Here is a 17,971-nt window from a genome sequence, read left to right as displayed (position 1 = left end):
TCCTGATCCGCGCGAAGATTCTCGGCGGCCGAGGGTCCCATGCGGATCGGGACCCGGGTCCTATTCCGGTGCGGGGATGGGAGTGGAGAGGATGAACGCATGCACCCTGCCGTGTCGCGCTGGCCCTGGGCGATCCCCGCAGGAGCCCTCCTCGCGGTCCTCGTCGGCTCCGCCCTGGCGGTCGCCGCTCGGGTGCCCGAGATCGGCTACCTTGTCGTCGACGCGGTCGTGGGGGTCACCTATCCCGCGGTAGGAGCCCTCATCGTCGCCCGGCGGCCCCGGCACCGCGTCGGCTGGCTGTTCTGCATCGGAGGCGCCGGCCTCGCGCTGCAGGCGCTGACGGGAGGCTATGCCGCGCTGGGCGAGCAGGAGGCCTGGCCGGGTGCCGAGCTGGCCGGCTGGGTCTCGAACTGGATCTTCTTCGCCGGCCTCGGCCCACTCCTCTTCCTCCCGCTGCTCGTGCCCGACGGCCGGCTGCCCTCCCCGCGCTGGCGTCCGGTCGGGGTGCTCATCGCGGTGGCGATCGCGGTCGATCTCGTGCTGCTCATGTTCCGCGACGTGGTGTGGGTGTGGGGCCGGGAGACCCCCAACCCCGTGGGCTTCGTCCCGACCGACACGGTCATGGCGCCGGCGTTCACGGTGCTCATCATCGTCATCGCGGTCGCCGGGGTGTGGGCGCTGGCCGCACGGCTCCGTCGGCCCGACCCCCTCGTCCGGCGACAGCTGCTCCCCGTGCTCACGGCGGCCGTCCTCCTCGCGGCCGCGCTGGTCGCCGACGGGCTGCTGCCGTCCTACTCGCCCGTCGGCACCACTCTCATGGCGGTCGCGCTGCCCCTGCTGCCCATCGGCGTCGCCGTCTCGATCTTCCGGTACCGCCTCTTCGACGTGGAGGTGTACCTGCGGCGCACGGTCGTCTACGCCCTGGTGACCGCGATCCTCCTGGCGATCTACCTCGGGGTGGTGGCCACCTTCCACACCCTGCTCGGCACCGAGGGCGGCGTGGTCGTCCCCCTGATCGGCACGGCGGTCGTCGCGGTCGCCTTCGCCCCGCTGCGGGACCTGCTGCAGCGCGCCGCGGCCCGCCTCCTGTTCGGTTCCCGCGGCGATCCTGCTGCCGCCCTGTCGACGCTCGGTCGCCGCCTCGAGGCGTCCGCGGACGCCGGCGGGCTGCTGGATGGTGCCGCCGAGACCCTTGCTCGGGCACTGCGGCTGCCCGCGGTGGCGATCGCCGACGCCGACGGAGTCGTCGTGTCCGCCGTCGGCGAGCCTGGACCGGAGGCGATCCGGATCCCGCTGCGCTCGGGCGGACGGACCGAGGGGAGCTCACAGCCGCGCACCGGTCGCCGGGGGAACGGTTCTCGGACGCGGACCTCGCCGTCCTGCACGAGGTGGGCCGGCACCTCTCGGTCGCGCTCGCGGCCGGCCGGCTGTCGCGCGAGGTGCAGCAGTCCCGGGCGCGCCTCGTCGTGGCCCGGGAGGAGGAGCGCCGCTTCCTCCGCCGGGAGCTGCACGACGGCCTGGGCCCAGGACTCGCGGCCATCGGCCTCCGGCTCGACGTGATCGCGGCGAAGGCACCCCCGGAGCTGGCCCCGTCGGTCGCCGGCGTCCGCGATCTCACCCAGTCTCTCGTCGCAGACGTCCGGCGCATGGTGCACGACCTGCGCCCGGCGGCCCTGGATGAGCTGGGCCTCGTGGGCGCGCTCGAGGATCTGGCCCTGGGGCCGGAGCGGGGACCGGACATCAGCGTGCGGACGCCCGATGGCCCGCTGCCCGGACTGTCCGCCGCGGTCGAGGTCGCGGCCTATCGGATCGTGCAGGAGGCCCTCACCAACGCGCTGAAGCATGCTCAGGCGCGCGAGGTGGTGATCACCGCCTCGGCCCGGGGAGACCGACTGCGCCTGCAGGTGGCCGACGACGGACGGGGCCTGCCCGAGGAGATCCGCGAGGGGGTCGGCAGCGGCAGCATGCGCGAGCGCGCGGTCGAGCTCGGCGGCGAGCTGGTGCGGCGTCCACGCGCCGAAGGCGGCACCATGGTCGAGGCGGAGCTTCCGCTGTGACGTCGCCGGAGGAGTGGATGGACGAGGAACCGCTGCGGGTGGTGCTGGTGGACGACCACCCGCTGCTCCGGCACGGCCTCCGCGCTCTGCTGGAGGATCTCGGTGGCGCCACCGTGGTGGGGGAGGCGTCGAACGGCGAGGAGGGCATCGCCCTCGCCCTCGAGCTCGACCCCGACGTCGTCGTGATGGACCTCGTGATGCCCGGGCTCTCCGGCCTCGACGCGACCCGGAGGCTCATCGATCAGCGCCCTGAGCTCGGCGTCCTGGTCCTCACGATGAGCGACGACGACGCGTCGGTCTTCGCCGCCCTCCGCGCCGGTGCGCGCGGGTATGTGCTCAAGGGGACGGGCGGCGCCCAGTTCCTCGCGGCCGTGCGCTCTGTGGCTCGAGGTGAGGCGGCGTACGGCGCCGGCGTCGCGAGCCGCATCCGCCGCTTCCTCACCGCCCCGCCGCAGCCGGACGCGAAGCCGTTCCCCGACCTGACCCAGCGGGAGCGCGAGATCCTCGATCTCCTCGCCGACGGCCGCACGAACACCGAGATCGCCCAGACGCTGTTCCTCAGCTCGAAGACCGTGAAGAACCACCTGACCAGCATCTTCGCCAAGCTGCAGGTCGCCGACCGGGTGCAGGCGACGATCCGAGCCCGCCAGGCGGGACTCGGCGACTGAACGCGCGGCCGGCGGCCGCCTCTGCCGAGCGGGCGTGTCGCAACCATGCGGACGTGTCGCAACGGCGCACCGATGCGACATGTCCGCCCGGATGCGACGCATCGGCCCGGTCAGTCGTCGAGCAGGCGCTCCAGAGTCTCGGCGAGCGCGCGCTGGGCGCTCGGATCCAGGCGGCCGCCGATCTCGCGCGCGATGCCGGCACGGTAGACGCGTGCGGCGTCCCGGAACCGACGGCGTCCCTCCTCGGTCAGCAGCGCGAAGGAGGAGCGGCCATCGTCCGGATTCGCCTCCCGGACGACGAGGCCTGCGGCGGCCAGCTCGTCGACGATCCGGCTGACCCGGGTGCGACTGAGGACGACCCGTTCGCCGAGCTCGCTCATCCGCAGCCGTCCGCCGGCTGAGGAGAGCTCGAGCAGCACGTCGTACCAGGCGAGGGAGAGGCCTGCCCCGGCTTGAAGCGCGCGGTCGAGGGTCGGCACGAGGCGGGCGTGCACCCGCAGGAGGGCGCCCCAGGCCCGTTCCGCATCCGTGGAGGTCATGGGGTGAATCTAACACTTGCGTGCAGACGCACACAACTAGTAGCGTGCGTACGCACACAAACCGACCTTCCTCAGGAGGAAGACATGACCACCCTGTTGCACATCTCCGCCTCGCCCCGTGGCGAAGCATCGGAGTCCTTGGCTTTGGCCGCCGAGTTCCTCGACTCCTTTCGAACCGCCCGTCCCGAGGTCGCCATCGAGACCTGGGATCTCTGGGACGGGACGCTTCCGTCCTTCGGGCCGGACGGCGCCGGGGCCAAGATGCGGATCTTCGCCGGCGAGAATCCCGTCGGCCCGCAGGAGACCGCGTGGCACCGGGCCCGGCTCGCGTTCGAGCGCTTCGCCGCCGCGGACCTCTACCTGTTCAGCGTCCCGATGTGGAACGCCGGCGTCCCGTACATCCTCAAGCAGTTCATCGACGTGGTGAGCCAGCCCGGCATGGTGTTCGGCTTCGACCCGGACGCCGGCTACACGGGCCTGCTCGAGGGCAAGAGCGCGGCCGTCGTCTACACGAGTGCGGTGTACGGTCCCGGCCGTCCGGCGTCGTTCGGAAGCGACTTCCAGCAGCCCTACTTCGAGGACTGGCTGCGCTGGGCGGGCATCGAGGACATCACGTCGGTCGCCTTCCGGCCGAACCTCGCGACTGCGGACGCCGCCGAGGGCCGCCGCCGTGCGCACGCCGAGGCCCGGCAGGCGGCCCGCTCGTTCGGCCGCGCGGCCCTGGCGGCCGCCTTCTGAGGCGTGTCGCATCCGGACGGACGTGTCGCAACGGTGCACGGTTGCGACACGTCCGCACGGTTGCAGTCGACCGTCGAGCTGCTCCCGCATCACTTCGGACTGACCGCATCGGTCTCCGGTTGCGGTCAGTCCGAAGTGATGCGGTTGAGGCGCGGCGGGCGAGGGCGGCCAGGCGAGCCGGAGAGCCGCCCGGCTAGGCTGACCGCATGAGTGCGGACGCGCAGCTCGGCGTGGCGGTGGCGCAGTTCGCGCCCGGCCGCGACGCCGTCGAGAACCTTGCCCGGATCACCGGTCTCGCCCACCTCGCGGCGCAGCGCGGGGCGTCCCTCATCGTGCTGCCCGAGTACTCCTCGTACTTCTCGGACCCGATGGACGGCAGCTTCGCCGTGAACGCGCAGCCGCTCGACGGGCGCTTCGTGTCCTCTCTCATCCAGCTTGCGGGGCGCCTTCAGGCGACCCTCGTCGCCGGCATGGTCGAGCAGATCGGCAAGGGCCCCCGCTTCTCCAACACCCTGGTGGCGGTCAACGGCGGCGGGATCCTGGCCACCTATCGCAAGCTGCACCTCTACGACGCCTTCGGCCAGAGGGAGAGCGACTGGGTGGTCCCCGGCGACATCGAGGATCCGGACATCTTCGAGGTGGGCGGCATCAAGGTCGGGATGCAGACCTGCTACGACATCCGCTTCCCGGAGGTCACCCGCAGGCTCGTCGATGCGGGCGCGGAGCTCGTGCTGGTGCCCGCCGAGTGGGTGCGCGGCCCGCTCAAGGAGCACCACTGGCGGACCCTGGTCACCGCCCGCGCGATCGAGAACACCATCTACGTGGCGGCCGCCGACCACGCGCCCCCGATCGGGGTCGGCAACAGCCTCATCGTCGGGCCGATGGGCGTGCACATGGTCGAGATCGGCGAGGCGACGGATGTGGCGGTCGCCTGGATCTCCCGCCAGCGCCTCGCCGACGTGCGCGCCAAGAATCCCGCGCTGTCCCTCCGCCGCTTCCGCGTGGAGCCCCTCCAGCCCGGCGGCTGACGAGTCACCCAGCATCACTTCCTGCGCTAGGTGGGAGGACGGGCGTGTGTCGTCGTGCTGACTGCACAATGTCCTGCTGAAGGGCTGGTCCACCGTCGCTCAGCAGGTGGCATCCGCGTCCAGCAGGCTGGATCGGCCCGGTCGGGCCTGCTGAAGTAGGAAGGTGCCTGCTGAGCGAGAGCAGTCGGGCGCAGGGGCCGCCCTCACCTGGACGGCTCGCCGGCCTACGCCCGGAGCCCGGCGAGCTGGGCCGCAGCTCGCTCGAGGACGTCGAGGCGCTTGCAGAACGCGAACCGCACCAGCGACCGGTACTGGCCCGCCATGTCGGCGTGGCAGAAGGCGGAGATCGGGACGCCGGCGACTCCGGCGAGCTGGGGGAGGCGACGGCAGAACGCGGCGCCGTCCTCGTATCCGAGAGCCGACGCGTCCGCGACGATGAAGTAGCCGGCCGCGGGCAGCGTGAGCGAGAACCCGGCCGCCTGCAGTCCGCTGGCCAGCAGGTCGCGCTTCCGCTGCATGTCGGCGACCAGGCCCGTGAAGAAGGAGTCCGGAAGGCGGAGCCCCGCGGCGATCGCCGGCTGGAACGGCCCTCCGTTCACGAACGTCAGGAACTGCTTCACGGCGACGATCGCGCGCACGATCTCCGCGGGCGCGGTGATCCAGCCGATCTTCCAGCCCGTCGTGCTGAACGTCTTGCCGCCCGAGGAGATGCTGACCGTCCGCTCCCGTGCTCCCGGCAGGCTCGCGAGCGGCACGTGGCGCTCACCGTCGTAGACCAGGTGCTCGTACACCTCGTCGGTCACGAGGATGGCGTCGTGCTGGTGGGCCAGCTCCACGAGCAGGGCGCGGATCTCCGGCGTCAGCACGGTCCCGGTTGGGTTGTGCGGATCGTTGACCAGGATGAGCCGGGTCCGGTCGGTCACGGCCGCCCGCAGCTCGTCGGGATCGGGCTGGAAGCCCTCGCCCCGCAGCGGCACCGTCCGATGCGCCGCGTTGGCAAGCTCGATGACCGCCCCGTACGCGTCGTAGAAGGGCTCGAAGGTGAGCACCTCGTCGCCGTCCTCGACCAGGGCGAGGATGGTCGACGCGAGCGCCTCGGTGGCGCCCGCCGTGACGAGGACCTCGGTCAGCGGGTCGAACTCCAGCCCGTAGAAGCGCTGCTGGTGCTCGGCGATCGCCTCGCGCAGCACCGGCATGCCCATGCCGGGCGGGTACTGGTTGAGCCCGGACGCGATCGCCGCGCGCGCCGCTTCGAGCACCTCGTCGGGGCCGTCGTAGTCGGGGAACCCCTGTCCGAGGTTGATCGCGCCGGATTGGTCGGCGAGCGCCGTCATCTCGGCGAAGATCGTCGTCCCGGCCGAGCCATCCGGACCGAGGAGCAGCGCCCCGTGCGCCGCACGCCGCCACGATCCCTGCACAGCCACGAAAGGAAACGCTACAGCGCACGCTGTGGAGAGGGGGTCGCAGGTTACGCCCCGTGCCTTACCTTGTTGCCATGCCCGGGCGACGGCTGAGGACAGCGGCGGTGCTCCTCGTTGCCTTGGGGATGCTGACCGCGTGTGCTCAACCGGCGCCAGCCCAAAGCTCGCCGCGGGTCACAGCTTCGATACCCTTCGCGGACGAAGAAGCAGCGAGAGCCGCGGTCGAGGACGCTTACAGCCGGTATGAGGAGACGGCAGACGCCGTCGCTCACGACGGCGGGAAAGCTCCAGAGCGTTACGAGGCGGTGGCCATGGGGTCTGCGCTCGAGGAAGGGTTGCGCGCTGCCGAGCAGTACACGGAGGCAGGAGCTCGCGCGGATGGAGCGACTCGAGTCGAGTCGGTTCAGATCCAGCGTGTTGACTCCACTGACCGACTGAACGCAGTGACCGCCTATGTGTGCGTCGACGTTTCCGAAGTAGACGTTGTGGACAGCAGCGGACGCTCGCTGGTTTCTCCCGATCGGGACCCTCGAGTGCTCTTCTTGGTCACGGCCGGATTTGACGCGGACGTGCTCAAGATTTCCAAGCGAAGCGTGTGGGCCGATCAGTGCTAGCGACGTGGCTCGGCCCAGCGGTGATCCTTCTACCGCTCCTGGTCGCTGGGCATATGGCTGAAGAGCCTCCTTGTTCGGATTTTGAGCTGCGCACAGGACACTGTCCTTCAACGAGTGCCTCAGTTCACGACGATGCGGTCGAGGTATCTGCCGATTCGCGTGATACCGAGGGGCGGGAGGAAGGGCGGTTGACGGCCCCCGACTCCTCCACCCCCACCGTCGAGTTCGTGTACCGCAACGCGAACGACTGCGGCTCCACCGACGCCGTCGCCGCGCAGCTGATCTGCCGCAATGACATCTCGGTGACGCTCGGCGGAACGGACCTTCCGTTCCGGGTTCTCACCATGGCGGACCTGGAGAGCTTCCGGCCGACTCCTCCTGTGCTGACGGCAGAGCCGAACGGATGGGCGATCGTCGGCACGCCGGCGAACTTCGTCGCGGGCGCCGAGCAGGAGGTGGTGCCGGGGGAGCTGCTGGGGGAGCGCGCGGAGGTGCGGTTCACACCCCTCTCCTACACGTGGAGCTACGGCGACGGGGAGACCCGCACGACCGTCGAGGCGGGAGCGCCGTGGTCGGAGCTCGGGCTCGACGAGCTGTCGCCGACGCCGACCAGCCATGTCTACCGGGAGCGGGGAACGGTCAGCGCGACGCTGACCACCACCTACGGCGCCGAGTACCGGTTCCTCGGACCCGACTGGACCGCGGTCAGCGGCACCCTCGATGTCACCGGGGCACCGTTCCCGGTGGTGGTCGTCACGGCGACCACGATGCTGGTGACCGGAGACTGCACGGCGACCAGCGGTCCGGGCTGCTGACACCGAGCGCGACCTGGCAATGTGGCGCGGATCCTGTCTCAGGGGAATGCGGACCAGCCCTGACATGCTGAACCCAGCACCTGCATCAGTGCGCCGCTGAGGTTCGATAGCCCTTTCATAGGATTTCCTTCGACCCTCCTCAGTAGCGGTTAGTGGTTCGTCCAGCGAGGCGAGCCAAGCTGAGTGCACTGAGAGGAGCACCACCATGACAGAGAACCCGCAGGCCCCCGAGGGTCAGCAGGGTGACCAGCGCGAGGTCCCCACCACGGACGCGCGCACCACCGAAGGCGCCACCGAGCGCATCCCCCAGCCGTCCGCCGCAGCGCCGGAGACGCCCGTCACCTCTCCGACCGGCGCCGCCAGCCCCGCCGAGCAGCAGCCGCCCCAGGCCCCCGGCGTCGCGCCCAGCTACGCGACCACGCCGACCACGCCGACCACGCCGACCGCGCCGACCGCCGCGTACCCCGCGCCGACGGGTCCGACCGCCGCGTACCCGGCGCCGACCGCGCCGACTGCTGCGTACGCCGCGCCCTCGACGGGTGACGGATCCTCCTTCGGCCCCGCCGCGACGAACGGCACCAGCACCACCACGACGACCACCGCTGACCGGCCGGCTCGGCGCCGCGGCATCGTGCTCCCCGTGATCGGAGCGCTCGCCGTGGGCGCGCTCATCGGCGGTGGCACCGGAGCCGGCATCTACGCTCTCGCGAGCAGCGGCGACAGCGACAACGTCACGACCTCGTCGGCCACCGCTCCGAACGTCACCGTCAACCGGACCACGGATGCGACCACGGTCACCGCCGTCGCCGCCAAGGCATCGCCCTCGGTGGTCACGATCTCGGTGAGCGGCAGCGACTCCGCCGGCACCGGCTCGGGCATCGTGCTGAGCGCCGACGGCTACGTCCTGACGAACACGCACGTCGTCACGCTGGACGGCGCCACCGCGGATGCGAAGGTGCAGGTCACGACCCACGACGGGCACATCTACGACGCCACCGTCGTCGGCACGGACCCGATCGTCGACCTCGCGGTCATCAAGCTGACCGGCGCGAGCGGCATGACCCCGATGACCTTCGCGGACTCCGACAAGCTCAACGTCGGCGACTCGGCGGTCGCCATCGGCGCCCCCTCGGCCTCAGCGGCACGGTCACCGACGGCATCGTCAGCGCCCTCAACCGCAGCATCACCGTCGCGTCCTCCGCGGTGCCGGACCGGTCCGGTGACGACACCAGCGACCAGGGCGACCAGGGCGGGGACGGCTCCCAGGGGCCGTTCGACTTCTGGAACTTCGACCTCCCCGGCCAGCAGCCGAGCACGACGGGCGCCTCGAGCAGCATCGCGCTCCCGGTGATTCAGACCGACGCCGCGATCAACCCCGGCAACTCGGGTGGCGCCCTGCTCAACGCGAGCGGCGAGCTGATCGGCGTCAACGTGGCCATCGCCAGCGCCGGGTCGAGCTCGGGCGGTCAGAGCGGAAGCATCGGCGTGGGCTTCGCCATCCCGGCGAACCTCGCCAAGCGCGTCGCCGCCGAGATCATCGACAACGGCGCCGCGACGCACGGGCTCCTCGGCGCGACGGTCGCCGACTCGACCGCCCAGGACGCGAACGCAGATGTCGCCGGCGCCTACATCGACAGCGTCTCCGCGGGTGGTGCGGCCGCGACGGCGGGCCTGCAGAAGGGCGACATCATCACCGGGTTCAACGGCAAGCCGGTCACCTCGCAGACCGACCTCACGGCCCAGGTCCGCTACCTCGCCGCGGGTGCCAAGGCGGAGCTGACCTACGTCCGCAACGGCAAGACCGAGACCGCCACGGTGACCCTCGGGACGCTGAAGCTCTGATCTCTCGCGACCCCGTCAGCGGCGGCCAGTGCGATTCTCTCGCGCCGGCCGCCGCTTCCGTTCGCGCGGGCGGGGCCCCGGCCCCTGCCCGCCTGCGAAACGGCGGGGACACGCGCCGCTGATACACTCCGGAAACGATGGCTGAGCATCACCCGGATCCCCGTCCGACGCCGGGGGTTCCGGCGAGACCGCGCCTCTGGGGCCGCTTCCCGCCGTCTCGTACGTGATGCCCGTCCTCAACGAGGCTGACCACATCGAGGCCGCGGTCGCCAGCCTCATCGCCCAGGACTACGCGGGCGACTTCGACGTCATGCTCGCGCTGGGTCCGAGCACGGACGGCACGGATGCGGTCGTGCGGCGCATGCAGCTCGCGGATCCCCGGATCCGGACCGCTCCCAACGAGCTGGGGACGACCCCCGAGGGCCTCAACATCGCGATCCGGGCCACCGTGAACCCGATCGTCGTCCGGGTCGACGCTCACTCGCAGCTGCCGACCGACTACACCCGCATCGCCGTGGAGACGCTGCTGCGGACCGGTGCCGCGAACGTCGGGGGAGTCATGGCGGCGGAGGGCAAGACGCCCTTCGAGACCGCGGTCGCCCTCGCCTACGGCTCGCGCGTCGGCCTCGGCGGCACGCCCCACCACGTGGGCGGCGAGGAGGGACCGGCCGACACCGTGTACCTCGGAGTCTTCCGCCGGGACCGGCTGGAGGCCGCCGGCCTCTTCGACGAGAACATCCGCCGCGGGCAGGACTGGGAGCTGAATCGTCGGCTCCGTGAGCAGGGCGACACGGTCTGGTTCAACCCTGCCCTGCGCGTCACCTACCGCCCGCGCTCCAGCTACTCGCGGCTCGCCCGCCAGTTCCTCAGCACCGGGATGTGGCGCGGCGAGCTGGCTCGGCGCTACACGTCCGCGAACGGCCTGCGCTACTTCGTCCCGCCCGCCATGGTGCTCGCGGTCGCGGTGGGCCTCCTCCTCGGCCTCTTCGGCGTCGTCCGGCTCGCGCTCGGGCACGGCTCCCGGTGGCCGCTGATCGGCTTCGCGATGCCGGCCGTCTACGTCGCCTTCGTCGTGCTCGCGACCCTGCTGGTCGCCGCCCGGCACGGCGTCCGCACCGCGACCTGGTTTCTTCTAGTGTTGCCGTGCATTCACTACTGCTGGGGCATCGGATTCTTCTTCGGCGTCGCGAAGCTCACCCGCAACATCCAGGCCTACACCGGAAGGTGACGATGCCCGCTGCGTCCGCGCCCCGGACTGCCCCGCCCACCTCCATCGCCGAGCTGCGCACCGTCGCGCAGCCGCCCGAGGTCCGGCAGCGCCGCAACGCCGAGCACTGGACGGCCTCGCTGTACCTCAGGCGTCTCTCGCCGTACCTGACGTGGGTGCTGCTGCGGACCTCGATCAGCGCCAACGGCGTGACGGGCCTGATGATCCTGGTCGGGTGGTCCACGGCGGCCGCCCTCCTCATCCCCGGCGTCGGCGGTGCGCTGCTCGCGGTCGTGCTCGGGCAGCTGCAGATGCTCGTCGACTGCTGCGACGGCGAGGTCGCGCGCTGGCGCGGGACGTCGTCGCCCGCCGGTGTCTTCCTCGACAAGGTCGGCCACTACACGACCGAGGCGCTCATCCCGATCGCCCTCGGCATCCGCGCGGCCGGTTTCCCCTTCGACGCTCCCGAGGACTTCCTGTGGACCACGCTCGGGCTCCTGCTCGCGCTCGTCATCGTGCTCAACAAGGCGCTCAACGACATGGTGCACGTCGCCCGGGCGAACGCCGGCCTCGAGAAGCTCGCAGACCACCGGGATGAGGCGGTCCCCTCGCAGCGCCTCGTCGCCCGCCTGCGCCGCGCCGCTCGATTCGTGCCCTTCCACCGCCTCTACCACTCGGTGGAGCTGACCCTGATCGCCTTCGCCTTCGCGGTGATCGGGCTGCTCCTCGCCCTCGCCGGTCGCGCCGATGCGGAGCTGCTGGCGGACCGCTGGATGGTCGGGCTCCTCGTCCCGCTCGCGCTGCTGGCTCTCATCGGTCACTTCGTGGCGATCCTCGCCTCCAAGCGTGTCCGCGGCTGATCCCACGATCGGAGTCGTGGTCCTCACGCAGGGGACCAGGCCCGACGAGCTGCGCCGCGGCCTGCAGAGACTTCTCGACCAGTCCGGCGTACACCTCGACGTCGTCGTCGTCGGCAACGGCTGGGACCCGGCGACGCTGCCCGATGGCCTTCCGGACGTCACTCGCCCTCTCGCCCTCTCGGAGAACCTCGGCATCCCCGCGGGCCGCAACGCGGGCGTCGCCGCAGTGTCCGGGGAGTTCCTCTTCTTCCTCGACGACGATGCCTCGCTCGCCTCGCGCACGTTCCTCGCGGACGCCGTCGCACTGATCCGCGCCGATCCGAGCCTCGGCCTGATCCAGCCGCGCGTGGTCGATCCCTCGGGCACCGCGTCGCCGCGCCGCTGGATCCCGCGCATCCGCAAGGGCGACCCCACGCACTCGAGCCCCGTGTTCTCCTGCTGGGAGGGGGCGGTCCTCCTGCCGCGCGCCGTGTTCGACGAGGCCGGCGGCTGGGGCGGTCCGTACTTCTATGCTCACGAGGGCATAGAGCTCGCGTGGCGGGTGTGGGACACGGGTCGCCGCGCCTGGTACGCGGGGGAGCTGGTCGCGCACCACCCCGTCATCCAGCAGACGCGGCATGCGTACTACTACCGGCTCAACGCGCGGAATCGCGTCTGGCTGGCTCGCCGCAACCTGCCTCTCCCGCTCATCCCGCTCTACGTCGGCGCCTGGACGGCCATCCAGGCCCTGCGGTTCGCCCGCCGGCCCGCGGGCCTGCGGGCCTGGCTCGGCGGGTGGATGGAGGGGTGGCGCGTCGACCCGGGCGGCCGCCGGCAGCTGTCCTGGCGCACGGTCGCCAGGATGACCGCGGCGGGGCGTCCGCCGATCGTCTGACCCGGGCCGCCGTTACCCTGGGCGGGTGGGTGTGCTGAATGACGCCAAGCTGGCCTGGCGGATGGTCGACCGGCTGGTGCGGGGCCGAGCGGACCGGAACCGCCTCGCCCAGCGTCTGCGGACCCGGAAGCCGCTGCCGAAGCAGCACTACGAGATCGCGGTCTACTTCGCCGACGGCGCCGTCAACCTGTACCAGCTGCGGCAGTGGTACGAGCCGCTGCTCGAGCTGAGCAAGCGGCATCCGGTGCTCGTCCTCAGCCGCACGGCTTCCGGCGCCCTCCAGCTCCTCGAGGAGTCGCCGCTTCCCGTCGCCTACGTGCGGCTCGTGACCGACCTCGAGCGGATCATCGCCGAGCAGCCGCTCAAGCTCGTCCTCTACGTGAACCAGAACGCGCGCAACTTCCAGATGATGCGGTACAGCCGCCGCTGGCACGTGTTCATCAATCACGGCGAGAGCGACAAGATGTACATGACCACGAACCAGTTCAAGGCGTACGACTACAGCCTCATCGCCGGCCAAGCCGCGCGGGAGCGGCTCGGCCGGGTCCTCTGGGACTACGACTTCGACAAGCGCGCGCTGCCGATCGGCCGTCCGCAGGCCGACTACTACTCGGGCACGCTTCCGTTCCCTCCGGATGAGCGCTCTGTGGTGCTCTACGCGCCGACGTGGGAGGGCGACCGTGCGGGCGCCGCCTACGGCTCGGTGGCGTCGCACGGCGTGGCTCTGGTCCGGGCGCTCCTCGCGACGGGCCGTCACCGCGTGATCTACCGCCCGCATCCCCGCAGCGGCGTAGTGGATGCCGCCTATGGCGCCGCGAACCGGGAGATCATCGACATGATCGCCCGGGCGAACGCCGCGGACCCGTCGGCTCGGCACATCTACGACACCGGTGCCGAGGTCGGCTGGCAGCTCGGCGCGGCGGACATGATGATCGCCGACATCTCGGCCATGGTCTATGACCGGCTCGCCACCGGAAAGCCGCTACTCGTGACGCGGCCGCTCGATCCCGAGGCCGAGATCGACGCCGGTGGTTATCTGAGCGACGCCGAGTGGCTCACCGCTGACCAGGCGGCCGACGTCGTACAGCGGGTCGAGGACCTCTCGCACGACGAGGCCGCGGCGGCACGGCTGCGCGGCTGGGTCGAGCACTACTTCGGCGACACGACGCCCGGCGCGGCGACGGCCCGGTTCCACGCGGCCGTCGACCAGCTGCTGGAGGAGTGGGAGCGGCACGCCGCGCTGCACGAGGCGGACGGACCCTTGGACCACGGCGGGGAGTCGGAGGACGACGCCGACGACTGAACAGCGTCGCCCGCGGGGTCAGTCCGTGCCGGGCCCCAGCGCGGAGGTCGGGTTCGCCGACTCAGGCTCTGCACCGCCCTTGCCGCGCCGGCGCGGCAGCGACAGGCGCGGCCCGCGGCGCACGCTCCTGAGAGTGTCGTCGGTCGCGCGCCGGGGCTGCGGCTCCAACTCGTTCCGGAGCAGCAGCGGGGCGGGCGGGAAGGCCTCCCTGGCGGACTTGATCACGCGACGGCCGAGCAGGTGGTTGCCGGTCCCACCGAGCACGGCGCCCACCCCGAACGGCACCATCCGTCCGAGCACGGACGTGCCCTGACGGGCGACGAACCGCCGCACGAAGGAGCGCTTGAGCCGCTCGGACAGCTGACCCACGAGGGTCCGAGGCAGGCTGTTGGTGATGAGCTCACCCCAGTACGCGGTGCGGGCCAGCCCACCGCCGCCGAACTGCCCGGCGAACTGCTTCACCAGGTCTTGTCCGCCGGCACCCAGCATCAGCGCCATGACCAGCGAGCGGGACCGCTCCGGCTCGACGACCGTGATGCCGTGCACCTCCGCGACCGACTGGGCGAACAGGGCGCTGGCCTCGAGGAATCCAGCGGTCTCGACACCGCTCAGTGCGAGCGACGCGGCGGTGCCCACACCCGGGATGACAGCGCTGGCGCCCACTGCTGCCCCGCCGGTCGTGACCGCGGCGAGGTACCGCTTCTCGAGGATGGCGATGATCTGAGCCGGGGAGGCGTCCGGATGACGGCGGCGAATGCCCCGGATGTGCGCGAGCACGAGCGGCCTCTGCACATTGAGGAGGCGATCGAAATTCTTCACAACGACCTGGGGCACTTCGTCCTGCTCCGCCATGGGGGCAGTCTACGAGGGCGCTCCCGGGCGAAGCTGGGGGTGGACAGCGCCTCTGGAGCCGGGGCGGTGGCACCGAAGCAGTCGGGCCGGGGCGGTCAGGCGCCGGTGTCGGCCGCGTAGCGGGCGAGCACCTCGTCGATGGGCGCGTCGAGCGCAAGCCGGCCGCGGTCCAGGTACAGGCCGCGCGTGCAGAATCGGCGCAGGTCCCGCTCGCTGTGCGAGACGAAGAACAGGGTGCGTCCGCCGTCCAGCAGCTCCTGGATGCGCGCGTAGCACTTCTCCCGGAACCCGCGGTCGCCCACGGCGAGCACCTCGTCGACGAGCAGGATCGGCTCCTCGAGTCGCGAGATCACCGCGAACGCGATCCGCACCTTCATCCCGCTGGAGAGATGCTTGTACGGGGTGTCCAGGAAGTCGCCGATCTCCGCGAACTCGATGATCTCGTCGAAGCGCTCGTCGATCTCGCGCCGCTGCATCCCGTGCAGCCCGGCGGTCAGGTAGACGTTCTCGCGCACGGTGAGGTCGTCGACGAAGCCGCCGGTGATCTCGATGAGCGGGGCGACCCCGGCTCGCACGGAGACCGCGCCCTCGTCCGGCAGGACGACTTCGGCGACGAGCTTGAGCAGCGTCGACTTGCCCTGCCCATTGCGGCCGACGACCCCGATCGCCTCGCCGGGCCGGACCGTGAACGACACGTCTCTGAGAGCCCAGAACTCGTTCGGCCGCAGGCGGCGGGACTGGCCCGAAAAGAGGTCCTTGAAGGTACGGCGGCCGCGCCGGTTGCGGCGGAACCGGATGCCTGCGTCCTTCACCTCGATGACCGGACCGGCCGGTGCTCCGGCCGCCGTGGGGGAGCGGGTCGGACTCGTCACGTCAGATCTCCTTCAGCACGGCGCGCTCCGTGCGGCGGAAGACGGCCAGGCCGATGCCGAACAGCAGGACCGACATCGCGGCGCCGACCCCGACCAGATACCAGTCGAGCTCCGACGCGAAGAACGCCGACCGGTACAGGCTGAAGACGCCGCTGAGCGGGTTGAAGGCCGCCCAGGTGTGCAGGCCGGCCGGGAGGTTGTGCGTCGAGTAGATGATCGGCGAGGCGTAGAAGAGGAAGCGCAGCGCGAGCTTCACCGCGCGCTCCAGGTCCCGGAAGAACACCACGAGCGGGGCGACGATGAGCCCGACGCCGGCGGTCAGGATCGCCTGGAGCAGGATCGCGACCGGCAGCAGGGCGAGGCCGGGGGTCACCGACGCGCCGCCGAAGATCGCGAACACCGCGACGACGGGGATGCTGAACAGGAACTCGATGCCCTTGGAGAGCACGAGCCGGTTGACCCAGATGGTGCGCGGGATCTTCGTCGAGCGGACCAGCTTCGCTTCCTTGAGGAAGGCCCGCGTGCTGTCGCCCACCGCGCCGTTGAACCACATCCACGGCAGCAGAGCGGACAGCAGGAAGACGATGTAGGGCTCCTCGCCGACATCCCGCTGGAAGACCTGGGTGAAGACGAACCAGTAGATGGCCGCCATGACCAGCGGGTCGAGGATCGACCAGAGGTACCCCAGCGCGCTCGTGGAGTAGCGGACCTTGAGGTCGCGGGTCGTGAGCAGCCACAGGATCTGGCGGTACCGGCGGCTGCCCGTCGCCCGCACGCGCGGGGAGCCTCGAGTGCCGCCGATGTCACGGCGAAACTCTACCGACCGGCTCGGAGCGGCAGCCGTGCCCCGCCGTCCGGCTTGCACCGGCCTGATTTCGAGACGCGCCTGCGGCGCTCCTCAATCATCGGTTGGCACGCAGCTCTCTACCCGCTGATTGAGGAGCCCGCGGAGCGGGCGTCTCGAAATCAGCAGCGCCGGCGCCGGGGATCAGACGAAGAGGTTGGCGCGCGCCAGGTCCTCGGCGAAGTCGACCTCGACCGCGTACAGGTCGGAGATGTCGAGCGGCTCGACGAGCATGCCGTCCTGCTCGATGGAGACCTCGATGCCGCGCTCGAAGTAGTCCTGCGCGCCGACCCGGTTGAGCTGCCGGATGAGGGCGGCCTTGTCCCGGCTCGAGACGTAGTTGATGCCGACCGCCTCGCCCAGGGCGTTCTTGACCGTCTTGGAGAGCTCCTTGATGTAGCCCTCGGCGGTGGTCGTGTACTTGACCTCCTCGTCGGACACCGAGGAGGTGTTGACGGTCACGAAGGACTGGTCGCGGTGCACGAGCTCGCCGCAGCGCACGAGGACCCGCGGGTCGAAGACGACGTCGCCGTTCATCCAGAGCACGCCGCCGGGGCCCGAGGCCTGGAGGGCGCGGAGGAGGCTCTTCGACGTGTTGGTCTGGTCGTAGCGCTCGTTGTAGACGTAGTTCGCCTCGGGGAACGCCTCGATGATGTGCTCCAGCTTGTACCCCACGACGGTCGTCACTGACGCGTCGCGGCCGAAGGCGTAGCGGATGTTGTCGAACTGCTGGCCCATGATCGTGCGGCCATCGCTGAGCTCGGTCAGCGGCTTCGGAAGCGAGCGGCCGAGGCGTGAGCCCATGCCTGCGGCGAGGATGACGATCTGGGTGGTCACGTTGTTCTCCTGGAATTCACGTCAGCAAAGTTGTACCCGACACCCTTGTCAGCCGTCCCATGCTACCGGCGGGGTACACGGAAGGGGTATGCTTCCGCGCCGCTCCGTGTCCCGATCGTTAGGTTTAGTGGGCCCCGTTCAGGCGCCGTTCAGCTGATCCCCTGGCTTCTGGGCCCTTTCGGGCGCCGGGCCGAGCGGCCGGCGGTTGGTAGCGTTGCCCTGTGAGTGACGCGCCGGACCAGCTTCCGTCCCCCGACGTGCCCGAGACCAGGGTCGGCGGAAACGGGGCCGTGCCGGTCGGCAGCGAGATCGGGCCTGCGGCGGGGGCAAAGACGCCTCGCGCCACTCCGCCGCGCGCCCGGACGGCGGGAGGCAAGACCGCGGTCCCGCGCCCTGCGGCGGGAGGCGTCCGGAAGCCCGGCCCGACCTCCGCATCGAGCGCTGCCGCGTCGAGCGAGTCGGTCGTGCATGACGAAGGAGCCGTCCCCAAGCCGGCTGGGCCGGGCCGGCCGGCTGGCGCGAAGGCCGCGGGGGCCCCCGCGCCCGGACTCGCACCCGGACCACCGCCGCGACCTCGGCGGCGGAGGCCGCCCCGGACAC

The 17,971-nt window shown here is 71.1% G+C and carries 17 protein-coding genes and 1 pseudogene; 12 read left to right on the top strand and 6 right to left on the bottom strand.

Annotation, left to right across the window (positions count from 1 at the left end; genetic code table 11):
* Positions 1 to 99: 99 nt before the first annotated feature.
* Genes QUE51_RS01525 through QUE51_RS01515 form a run of 3 tightly spaced genes read left to right on the top strand, consistent with a single transcriptional unit; the run spans position 100 to position 2,725 of the window.
* The gene (locus tag QUE51_RS01525; protein ID WP_286277868.1) at positions 100 to 1,560 is read left to right on the top strand and encodes a histidine kinase N-terminal 7TM domain-containing protein; all 1,461 of its coding nucleotides are present in this window, start codon (positions 100 to 102) and stop codon (positions 1,558 to 1,560) included.
* Positions 1,467 to 2,057 (top strand): sensor histidine kinase, encoded by a 591-nt coding sequence (locus QUE51_RS01520; RefSeq protein ID WP_286277867.1) that lies wholly within the window; start codon positions 1,467 to 1,469, stop codon positions 2,055 to 2,057. Before QUE51_RS01525 ends, QUE51_RS01520 begins: the two co-directional genes overlap by 94 nt.
* Before the next feature lie 17 nt (positions 2,058 to 2,074).
* Positions 2,075 to 2,725: a response regulator gene (locus QUE51_RS01515; protein WP_286277866.1), complete on the top strand. Its 651-nt coding sequence runs from the start codon at positions 2,075 to 2,077 to the stop codon at positions 2,723 to 2,725.
* A 110-nt stretch (positions 2,726 to 2,835) separates the two neighbouring features.
* Here the strand turns inward: QUE51_RS01515 and QUE51_RS01510 are convergent, their stop codons facing one another.
* Complete coding sequence (locus QUE51_RS01510; RefSeq protein ID WP_286277865.1) at positions 2,836 to 3,264, bottom strand: MarR family winged helix-turn-helix transcriptional regulator; 429 nt, start codon at positions 3,262 to 3,264, stop codon at positions 2,836 to 2,838.
* Between the two features lie 84 nt (positions 3,265 to 3,348).
* Between QUE51_RS01510 and QUE51_RS01505 the strand changes: the two genes are divergently transcribed.
* Positions 3,349 to 4,002: an FMN-dependent NADH-azoreductase gene (locus QUE51_RS01505; RefSeq protein WP_286277864.1), complete on the top strand. Its 654-nt coding sequence runs from the start codon at positions 3,349 to 3,351 to the stop codon at positions 4,000 to 4,002.
* Between the two features lie 206 nt (positions 4,003 to 4,208).
* The gene (locus QUE51_RS01500) at positions 4,209 to 5,030 is read left to right on the top strand and encodes a carbon-nitrogen hydrolase family protein (RefSeq protein ID WP_286277863.1); all 822 of its coding nucleotides are present in this window, start codon (positions 4,209 to 4,211) and stop codon (positions 5,028 to 5,030) included.
* A 224-nt stretch (positions 5,031 to 5,254) separates the two neighbouring features.
* On the opposite strand, the gene QUE51_RS01495 is transcribed toward QUE51_RS01500, so the two are convergent.
* On the bottom strand, positions 5,255 to 6,454 hold the full coding sequence (locus QUE51_RS01495) for an aminotransferase class I/II-fold pyridoxal phosphate-dependent enzyme (RefSeq protein WP_286277861.1): 1,200 nt from the start codon (positions 6,452 to 6,454) through the stop codon (positions 5,255 to 5,257).
* A 71-nt stretch (positions 6,455 to 6,525) separates the two neighbouring features.
* Between QUE51_RS01495 and QUE51_RS01490 the strand changes: the two genes are divergently transcribed.
* The 7 genes and pseudogenes from QUE51_RS01490 (at position 6,526) to QUE51_RS01455 (ending at position 13,966) form a co-directional block, all read left to right on the top strand.
* The gene (locus tag QUE51_RS01490) at positions 6,526 to 7,065 is read left to right on the top strand and encodes a hypothetical protein (protein WP_286277860.1); all 540 of its coding nucleotides are present in this window, start codon (positions 6,526 to 6,528) and stop codon (positions 7,063 to 7,065) included.
* A gap of 188 nt (positions 7,066 to 7,253) precedes the next feature.
* The gene (locus QUE51_RS01485) at positions 7,254 to 7,880 is read left to right on the top strand and encodes a hypothetical protein (protein WP_286277859.1); all 627 of its coding nucleotides are present in this window, start codon (positions 7,254 to 7,256) and stop codon (positions 7,878 to 7,880) included.
* A 205-nt stretch (positions 7,881 to 8,085) separates the two neighbouring features.
* Positions 8,086 to 9,722: pseudogene (locus tag QUE51_RS01480) on the top strand (S1C family serine protease).
* 196 nt (positions 9,723 to 9,918) lie between these two features.
* Complete coding sequence (locus tag QUE51_RS01470) at positions 9,919 to 10,950, top strand: glycosyltransferase family 2 protein (RefSeq protein ID WP_286279212.1); 1,032 nt, start codon at positions 9,919 to 9,921, stop codon at positions 10,948 to 10,950.
* Between the two features lie 2 nt (positions 10,951 to 10,952).
* A complete protein-coding gene (locus tag QUE51_RS01465) occupies positions 10,953 to 11,789 on the top strand; it encodes a CDP-alcohol phosphatidyltransferase family protein (RefSeq protein WP_286279211.1) in 837 nt (278 codons plus the stop codon).
* On the top strand, positions 11,776 to 12,663 hold the full coding sequence (locus QUE51_RS01460) for a glycosyltransferase family 2 protein (RefSeq protein ID WP_286277858.1): 888 nt from the start codon (positions 11,776 to 11,778) through the stop codon (positions 12,661 to 12,663). The genes QUE51_RS01465 and QUE51_RS01460 overlap by 14 nt, the downstream gene beginning before the upstream one ends.
* Before the next feature lie 25 nt (positions 12,664 to 12,688).
* Positions 12,689 to 13,966 carry a CDP-glycerol glycerophosphotransferase family protein gene (locus QUE51_RS01455; protein WP_286277857.1) on the top strand — a complete coding sequence of 426 codons (1,278 nt, stop codon included), beginning with the start codon at positions 12,689 to 12,691 and terminating at the stop codon, positions 13,964 to 13,966.
* An 18-nt stretch (positions 13,967 to 13,984) separates the two neighbouring features.
* Here QUE51_RS01455 and QUE51_RS01450 read toward each other — a convergent pair whose 3' ends face one another.
* The 4 genes from QUE51_RS01450 to QUE51_RS01435 all read right to left on the bottom strand — a co-directional run bounded on the left by QUE51_RS01450 (position 13,985) and on the right by QUE51_RS01435 (position 17,371).
* Positions 13,985 to 14,818 (bottom strand): hypothetical protein, encoded by an 834-nt coding sequence (locus QUE51_RS01450; RefSeq protein WP_286277856.1) that lies wholly within the window; start codon positions 14,816 to 14,818, stop codon positions 13,985 to 13,987.
* A 95-nt stretch (positions 14,819 to 14,913) separates the two neighbouring features.
* Positions 14,914 to 15,690 carry an ABC transporter ATP-binding protein gene (locus QUE51_RS01445; protein ID WP_434017232.1) on the bottom strand — a complete coding sequence of 259 codons (777 nt, stop codon included), beginning with the start codon at positions 15,688 to 15,690 and terminating at the stop codon, positions 14,914 to 14,916.
* A 1-nt stretch (position 15,691) separates the two neighbouring features.
* Complete coding sequence (locus QUE51_RS01440; protein WP_286277855.1) at positions 15,692 to 16,465, bottom strand: ABC transporter permease; 774 nt, start codon at positions 16,463 to 16,465, stop codon at positions 15,692 to 15,694.
* 213 nt (positions 16,466 to 16,678) lie between these two features.
* Complete coding sequence (locus QUE51_RS01435; protein ID WP_286277854.1) at positions 16,679 to 17,371, bottom strand: phosphocholine cytidylyltransferase family protein; 693 nt, start codon at positions 17,369 to 17,371, stop codon at positions 16,679 to 16,681.
* Positions 17,372 to 17,971 lie beyond the last annotated feature (600 nt).

Origin of the sequence: Naasia aerilata, from assembly GCF_030296595.1 — a bacterium.
Lineage (GTDB): Bacteria > Actinomycetota > Actinomycetes > Actinomycetales > Microbacteriaceae > Naasia > Naasia aerilata.
Note: the sequence above shows the minus strand (reverse complement) of the source record. Positions and strands in the feature narration are given on the sequence as shown.